Origin of the sequence: Moraxella sp. CTOTU47579 (assembly GCF_032004885.1) — a bacterium.
Taxonomy (GTDB): Bacteria; Pseudomonadota; Gammaproteobacteria; order Pseudomonadales; family Moraxellaceae; genus Faucicola; species Faucicola tetraodonis.
Genome location: NZ_DALZOJ010000031.1, coordinates 1 through 7,997, shown reverse-complemented (window position 1 = coordinate 7,997; position 7,997 = coordinate 1). Strand labels below are relative to the sequence as shown.

The following is a 7,997-nucleotide window of genomic DNA, read 5'->3' as shown; positions in this document are numbered from 1 at the left end:
TTTAACGACTTTTGTCGAGTATTTTTAAGTATCCTTTAATTGTCTAAAAAACCAGCGTTTTTTAGACAAATATAAACTACCTTAAGAAACTCGTCTAAATTCCTTAGTATGCTATTTTACACGAATTAAGTACTGAACCCGCTTAAGATAAAAATATATCGAATTTATTGTCGACAAATTTGAATCAAGCCTCATTGCTTACCCCTTGCCATATTCCATTTTCTAAAAAATCATATTTTGGATCAAAGTATCTTACATTCTTGTAACTCTCCCCTAAAATAAAACAGCTCAAACGTAGAGTTTCTTATAAACTAAAGATAAGGAGTTTTAGCATGAGCAAACGAATGACAGAAAGCCAGATCGTAGCGATATTAAAAGAAGCCGATGCGGGTGTACCCGTCAAAGAACTATGTCGTCAGCATGGCATAGCGAGCTCGACGTTTTACAAGTGGAAAGCCAAATACGGTGGCATGGAAGCATCCGATGTCAGACGACTAAAAGAGCTTGAAGAAGAAAACCGCAGGCTCAAGCAAATGTATGCTGACTTAAGCCTAAAATCGCAGCTACAGGCAGAAATCATAAAAAAACTGTAGTGCCTGTAGGACAGCGAAAAGGCTGGGCGCAACAACTACAGGCACAGCATAATATTAGTATCGTGGTTAGCTGTCAGATCGTCGGCATTAGCCGTACTGCTTACTACTATGAGCCTAAACTTATCGATGACGACGCCATTGTTGATAAGCTTACCGAGCTCACTGACAAGCATACCCGCTGGGGATTTCCAAAGTGCTATAAGCGGCTACGTAAACTCGGGTATGTCTGGAACCATAAGCGCGTATATCGGGTCTATACAGCGATGAAACTCAATCTGCGTCGCAAAGCCAAACAGCGACTGCCTACACGTGCTCCCGAGCCACTGACAGTGCCAAACAGCTTAGGGCATACTTGGCCAATGGATTTCATGAGTGACAAGCTGCATAACAATAGCCGCTTTCGCACCTTTAACGTAATTGATGACTATAACCGTGAACTATTAGGCATTGATATTGGTACCAGCATCCCGTCACTACGAGTGATTCGCTATTTAGATCAGTTAGCCGAGTGGCATGGCTATCCCAACAAGATTCGTGTTGATAATGGCATTGAGTTTACCTCAACTATTTTCACAGATTGGGCGGCGGCTCACAATATCTCGGTTGATTACATTAAGCCTGGCTGCGTACCAAAATGCGTATATTGAACGATTCAATCGTAGCTATCGAAATGAGGTGTTAGATTGTTATTTGTTCAATAATTTAAATGAGGTTAGACAATTAACGGATGAATGGATCAATGTTTATAACCACGAACGACCGCATGATTCGCTGGGTAATATGACACCTGCTGAGTTTAAACAGGTGGCTTGATGATTCTACTTTGATGTTGTTTTAAGTTTGGGGTATTTACACTTACGTATTCCGATAATTAAATATAGCATTTTTCAATAGGATATAATAGTAAAAGGCATGGTATTTGCAATCCCATATTTATGGATTAATTATTAAAAATTGATTCATTTTCAAATATATAAATTGCAGCGAGAATGCCTATGCCATCAATTAATAGTCCAGTTTACCAAGATGTCAGTGCTTTTGATGATATCGGATACACGTTTTATAGACATGGTGCAAAGGATGATAAATTTCGAGCTAAAATAGGGAAAGTGTATCTTGTTGGTGCAGGTACAGGTGACCCAGAATTACTCACAATTAAAGCATATAAAGCTATCTTAAAAGCAGATGTTATTTGTTACGACAATTTGGTTAGTGATGAGGTTTTGGCGATTAACCCAACAGCAGAGAAAATTTACGTTGGAAAAAAATGTGCAAAGCACAGTATGCCACAACAAGATATTAATGGCTTGTTAGTAACGCTTGCTAAGCAAGGTAAAATCGTCATTCGGCTAAAATTAGGCGATCCGTTTATCTTTGGTCGTGGTGGTGAAGAAATGCAGACCGTAGTGAGCGCCGGCATTGCATGTGAGTCAATTGCAGGCATTACCACAGCATTAGCGGTTGCCAATAGCGTTAATATCCCATTGACCCACCGCGACTATGCCCAATCCGTTAAGTTTGTGACAGGGTTTTTAAAGACGGATACGCCGAATGAGCAATATGCTGAGTTGTTAGCGGATAATCAAACGGTGATTTTTTATATGGGGTTAAATACCTTGCCATCGCTGACACAAGGCTTGTTGCAAGCAGGTAAATCAGCCGATACTCCATTTGCCATTATTTCCAATGTCAGCCGAGAGAATGAACAGGTATTAATCGGGACACTTGATACCATTCAAACGCTACAAAATATTGCCAAACTGCCTTCCCCTGCAGTGATGATCATGGGCGAAGTCGTATCACTATATAATGAGTTAAATGCCAGTCGGCAATATTATCAACAATTAGTGGTGTAGTTTGATTGGGGTAAAGATAAAGGGGCATGATTTCTATACCCCTTTATATATTGTCGGCATTTAGTTAAATAAACACCACGCCATGATTGACCTTAACTGGATACGATCTTAACGAAACTCGCTCATCATCAAGACACTTACCTGTTGCCAAGTCAAAACGTTGTTTATACATAGGTGACGCGACATAACGCACTTTTTGCCCGTCAATTTCACAGCTACCAAGTAGCCCCCTAGAAATGACGTTAGCCTTGCTAAATGGGTCAAAGTTATGCATGGCATATACTTCGTCATGATGGGTCCGAAAGATGGCAACTTGTTCGCCGCCCACTAATGCACATACGCCTGTTTCTGGGATAATATCGTCTAGTTTACAGATTTCATTCATGATTTGATTCCGTATTTTTTACCCGATGAGATGCCCATGGGACATCCTAGTTTGGTGAATGTTATTAACGTTAGGCAGGTGATGCAGTCTGGTCTGAGAATTCGGTTGCGTCTTGGCCAATCACTGACTTCTCATCGGCAGTTGCAGGACGAATTTGGCTCCGTTCTTCGACAAATACCACGTTGTCATCGACTTTGTCACTGTTGATAAAGTGCTTAAAGCGTTTAAGGCGCTCTGGGTCAGACAGGGTGGTTTTCCATTCACACTGGTAAGCGTCAATGTCGGCTTGCATTTGGGTTTCAAGTTCATGAGCAATACCCAGGCTATCATTGATGACCACCTGTTGAATGTACTCAAGCCCGCCTTCCATTTTCTCACGCCATACCGATGTGCGTTGTAAGCGGTCGCCTGTTTTTATGTAGAACATTAAGAAACGGTCTATATATTTAACCAGCGTGGCTGTGTCCAAGTCACTGGCAAACAGCTCAGCGTGACGAGGCCGCATACCGCCATTGCCACAGACATATAGATTCCAGCCATTTTCAGTGGCAATAATACCAACGTCTTTGCCCTGGGCTTCGGCGCACTCTCGGGTACAGCCTGATACACCGAATTTGATTTTATGCGGGGCACGTAAGCCTTTATAGCGGTTTTCCAGTTCGATGGCCAAGCCGACGCTATCATCCACGCCATAGCGACACCATGTGCTACCGACGCAAGATTTGACGGTACGCAAAGACTTGCCATAGGCATGCCCTGTTTCAAAACCTGCGTTGATTAAGCGTTCCCAAATATCGGGCAATTGGTCGCTGCGAGCCCCGAACAAATCAACACGTTGACCGCCAGTGATTTTGGTATACAGTCCAAAGTCGCGTGCTACCTCACCTAAGACAATGAGTTTTTCGGCGGTAATTTCACCACCTGCAATCCTTGGTACGACTGAGTAAGTACCATCTTTTTGGATATTCCCCAAGAAAGCATCATTGGTATCTTGTAGCGCAACCAGCGGTTTATCTAAGATATAGTCATTCCAGCAAGACGCCAAAATCGAGCCAATCGTTGGTTTACAAATTTCACAGCCATCGCCGTGTCCGTGTCTTTCAATCATCTCTTCAAAGGTGTGGATATTGCTGACGCGCACCAAGTGATACAATTCTTGGCGAGAGTAAGCAAAATGCTCGCAGATGTGATTTTTGACTTCAATACCACGTTTTTTGAGTTCTGACACTAAGGTATCTTTGACAATTTGGGCGCAGCCGCCACAGCCTGTACTGGCCTTAGTGCAGATCTTGATGTCTTCATAAGTCATGGCCCCATTGTCCACGGCTGCGCAGATTTGACCTTTACTAACGTTATAGCACGAGCATAGCGTTGCGCTATCGGGCAGATTCTCTACGCCCATAACAGGCTTTTCGACATTCGGTAAAATCAAACTTTCAGGTTGTAGTGGCAAATCAATACCGTTTAAAAACAACTGCAGCAGATTGCTATAATCTTCCGTATCACCGACCAGTACCGCACCCAGCAAGCGTTTGCCATCGTCCGAGGTGACTAACTTTTTATACACGCCTGTTTTTGGGTTTTGGTAGACAAAGCTTAAACTGTCTTTGATTTTGCCATGGGCATCGCCAATACTGCCGACATCGACGCCCATGAGTTTAAGTTTGGTACTCATGTCCGCACCGTCAAATAGACTGTCATGCTCACCTGCTATTTGTGAGGCACATACGCTTGCCATGGTGTAGCCTGGAGCAACCAGCCCGTAGATTTTGTTATCCCATAATGCACATTCTCCAATGGCATAAATATCTGGCTCGCTTGTTTGACATGTGTCATCAATGACGATACCGCCACGTTCGCCAAGTTTTAGCCCAGAATCTCGTGCCATAGTATCTTCAGGGCGAATCCCAGCACTAAATAGAATCAAATCGGTATCAAGCAAGCTACCATCAGCAAATTGCATGGTTAAAAAACTAGCATCATCGTCATGGTTATCGATGATTTGCTGAGTATTTTTACCGGTTAGTACCGTAACGCCCAAGTCTTCGATTTTTTTCTTCAGTAGCTCACCACCTGCCGCATCTAGCTGTACGCCCATAAGTTGGGGGGCGAACTCGACTACATACGTGGTTAAACCCAGTGTTACCAAGGCTTTGGCGGCTTCTAATCCCAATAAGCCACCGCCAACCACTACACCACGTTGAACACGTGGATTGTCCGCAGTTGCTAAAATCGCATCTAAGTCTTCAATGGTGCGATAGACATGACAGTGCGCATGTTGATTGCCTTTAACAGGTGGGACAAAAGGATAAGAACCAGTGGCGAGTACCAATTTGTCAAACTCAAGCGTATTACCCTTGATTGTTGTGACGATTTTACTTTGCGCATCAATGTGGTTAACCGCTTCGCCTAAATGCAAGGTAATCCCAGCTTGCTTATAGTGCGCCAAATCCACCAAGTTTAATTGACTGGCATCTCTATGTTCAAAGTAACTGGATAAATAGACACGGTCATAGGCCGGGCGTTTTTCTGCACTAAATACATGAATCTGATAAATTTGGTGCAAGTTTTTTTCAATCGCTTTTTCGATAAAGTGGTGTCCAACCATCCCATTACCGACGACGATAAGATTTTTCATGCTTTGTCCTTGATTTAACGCTGGTTTATTCTTCATAAAGCCATCATGATATTAAATGGCTATAGATTAAAATTTTGGAAATAGTGAATTAGAAGTTAGTTGCTTTCGATTTAGCAGTCCCTTAAAAGTAATCTTGCGAAATGCTTCTAAGGGATTTATTAGGGGTAATTACATTCTTAAAAATGGTGATAAAAACTATGCAATGCGTTTGGTTAAGCTTTTATTCACTGTAGTATTATCCATGGCAACTAAACTACGTTTTGCACCTGTTTTATAGTGAGTTGCATAGAGGGTTAAGCCAGTAAACGTGATACCACCAACCAAGTTTCCAAGTGCTGTTGGGATTTCATTCCAAACTAAGTAATCCATGATAGAGAAGTTACCGCCCATAATTAAACCAAAGGGGAATAAAAACATATTTACCACTGAATGCTCAAACCCCATAAAGAAGAACAACATAATAGGCATCCACATGGCAATAACTTTACCAGAAACACTACTTGATACCATGGCACCAACTACGCCCATTGAGACCATCCAGTTACATAAGACCCCACGTAGGAAAATAGTAAACCAACCTGAGATACCATATTTAGCATAGCCAAGAGTTCGAGCTTCACCAATGTGGGCAATCTTGTCACCTACAGGTCCAGCAGGTGTATTGAAGCCATAGGTAAAAACAAAAGCCATAATAACTGCGACAGTGAGTGCGCCTGCAAAGTTACCCAAGAATACCCAGCCCCAGTTTCGAAGAATTTTATTGAACGTGACGCCTGGACGTTTATCAAGTAGGGCTAGAGGAGTTAACATAAATACGCCCGTTAAGAGATCGAAACCCATTAAATACAACATGCAGAAACCGACTGGAAATAATAACGCTCCTAATAGAGGTACCCCTGTTTGTGTGGCTACTGTGACGGCAAATACTGCTGCCAATGCTAAAATAGCACCAGCCATGTAAGATCGAATCAATGTATCGCGTAAAGACATGGTTAGTTTTGATTCACCCGAATCAACCATTTTAGTGACAAACTCTTTTGGGGATAGATAAGACATACCAAAACTCCAACATAACTGAGAAAAATAGAATTCACTAAACTCACTTTGCAATCATTAATTAATAATTACAAAACAGTGGATGCAACTGGTGTGCCAAATTAAAATTTATAGCTAGAATATTTATTAAATAATTAATTAAAATATTGAATTACAAGTAAATATATTTTTTTAATATTTTCATAAAATTTATATGAAATGATTAATTTAAAGATTAATATTTAGAATTATTACTTGATTTTTTAAAATATAATCAATCCAATCTTGTGCATCCATATCTTTTTGGTGCAACTTATCAATGATGTTTCATCAAATTTTCAATAATTTCCCTATAACTTTTCTGTAGTTTAGAATTACGGTATTTAGAACGTAAAGTCATTTGGCATGGCTTTTGCTTAACTAAATTTGAAGACTTTTTCTTCATAAATCGCTTATACATTTAAATGACACAAATTGCTTTACCTAATTTAGCAGGAGACTATGATGATTAAAAATCGCCTAGAAGTAACAGAAAAAATTATTGCAACCAAAGTTTCTAAAGGTCTGACCTGGGAAAAAGTTGCTAAAGAAGTGGGACTTAGCAAAGAATGGGTTACTGCCGCTTGCTTAGGTCAAATGACTTTAAATGATGAACAAGCAAATAAAGTAGGTGGCTTATTTAATTTAAATGAAAATGAGATAAAGTGGTTAAAGGTTGTGCCTTATAAAGGTAGCTTGCCAACAGCGGTGCCTTCTGATCCATTGATTTACCGCTTATATGAAGTAATCAGTGTGTATGGCTTAACCATAAAAGAGTTAATTCATGAAGAATTTGGCGATGGGATTATGAGTGCGATTGATTTTTCGATGGACATTCAACGTGAAAACAATCCTGCAGGAGACCGCGTCAATATCCTGTTATCAGGAAAGTTTTTACCTTATAAAACTTTTTAATTGATTAAAGACCTTTGCACAAACCAGCGACCTTCTATCGACACCAATTTCAAACTCAACTAAAAACTGGAATTGGTGTTAAAAGATAGAAAACGTCACCGAATTGGCATAAAAATCTCCTAAATTACAGTTAATTAACGTCTATTGGCTAACATTACGTAAGCCCCCGACCATACCCCTATCATCCCATTTTCCAGACATGAGGTAGCAGCTCATCAATATGGCTATCTTTATGTGTCGGCAGACGTCTCAGCAGCACATCTGCCAAATACGCATACGGGTCAAGACCATTCAATCTTGCAGATTGAATGAGCGACATAACAATCGCCGCCCGCTGACCACTCTCAAGCGACCCTGCAAACAACCAGTTCTTACGCCCGAGTGCCCAAGGACGCATCTGATTTTCTGCCCAATTATTGTCAATCGGCAAATTGCCATCATCCAAATAGCGAATTAACGCTGTCCAACGTTTTAGGCAATACGTAAGCATCCGACCATCCCATCTACCACCATTCTAAAAAATACGAGATAGTGCC

The 7,997-nt window shown here is 41.0% G+C and carries 5 protein-coding genes and 2 pseudogenes; 3 read left to right on the top strand and 4 right to left on the bottom strand.

From position 1 onward, the window contains the following. Positions 1-332: 332 nt before the first annotated feature. Positions 333-1,406 (top strand): annotated as a pseudogene (locus RTP55_RS11035) (IS3 family transposase). 182 nt (positions 1,407-1,588) lie between these two features. After that, positions 1,589-2,449 carry a uroporphyrinogen-III C-methyltransferase gene (gene cobA, locus RTP55_RS11030; RefSeq protein ID WP_312386053.1) on the top strand — a complete coding sequence of 287 codons (861 nt, stop codon included), beginning with the start codon at positions 1,589-1,591 and terminating at the stop codon, positions 2,447-2,449. Between the two features lie 64 nt (positions 2,450-2,513). Here cobA and nirD read toward each other — a convergent pair whose 3' ends face one another. The 3 genes from nirD to RTP55_RS11015 form a co-directional block, all read right to left on the bottom strand. Next, a complete protein-coding gene (gene nirD / locus RTP55_RS11025; RefSeq protein WP_312386052.1) occupies positions 2,514-2,834 on the bottom strand; it encodes a nitrite reductase small subunit NirD in 321 nt (106 codons plus the stop codon). Positions 2,835-2,904: 70 nt separating this feature from the next. Next, entirely contained in the window at positions 2,905-5,472 is a 2,568-nt protein-coding gene (nirB, locus tag RTP55_RS11020; protein ID WP_312386050.1) for a nitrite reductase large subunit NirB, read from the bottom strand. Positions 5,473-5,667: 195 nt separating this feature from the next. Continuing rightward, positions 5,668-6,528, bottom strand: coding sequence for a formate/nitrite transporter family protein (locus tag RTP55_RS11015; protein ID WP_312116996.1), 861 nt, complete (start codon positions 6,526-6,528; stop codon positions 5,668-5,670). Between the two features lie 483 nt (positions 6,529-7,011). Between RTP55_RS11015 and cynS the strand changes: the two genes are divergently transcribed. Further along, positions 7,012-7,461, top strand: coding sequence for a cyanase (gene cynS / locus RTP55_RS11010; RefSeq protein ID WP_007116985.1), 450 nt, complete (start codon positions 7,012-7,014; stop codon positions 7,459-7,461). 181 nt (positions 7,462-7,642) lie between these two features. Here cynS and RTP55_RS11005 read toward each other — a convergent pair. Further along, positions 7,643-7,948 (bottom strand): annotated as a pseudogene (locus RTP55_RS11005) (IS66 family transposase); the annotation flags it as partial. Positions 7,949-7,997: the final 49 nt, after the last annotated feature.

What these genes read in the sequence shown, in the direction of transcription:
- nirB (WP_312386050.1), bottom strand. Translation starts at nt 5,472, where the DNA reads ATGAAAAATCTTATCGTCGTCGGTAATGGGATGGTTGGACACCACTTT.
- nirD (WP_312386052.1), bottom strand. Translation starts at nt 2,834, where the DNA reads ATGAATGAAATCTGTAAACTAGACGATATTATCCCAGAAACAGGCGTA.
- cynS (WP_007116985.1), top strand. Translation starts at nt 7,012, where the DNA reads ATGATTAAAAATCGCCTAGAAGTAACAGAAAAAATTATTGCAACCAAA.
- RTP55_RS11015 (WP_312116996.1), bottom strand. Translation starts at nt 6,528, where the DNA reads ATGTCTTATCTATCCCCAAAAGAGTTTGTCACTAAAATGGTTGATTCG.
- cobA (WP_312386053.1), top strand. Translation starts at nt 1,589, where the DNA reads ATGCCATCAATTAATAGTCCAGTTTACCAAGATGTCAGTGCTTTTGAT.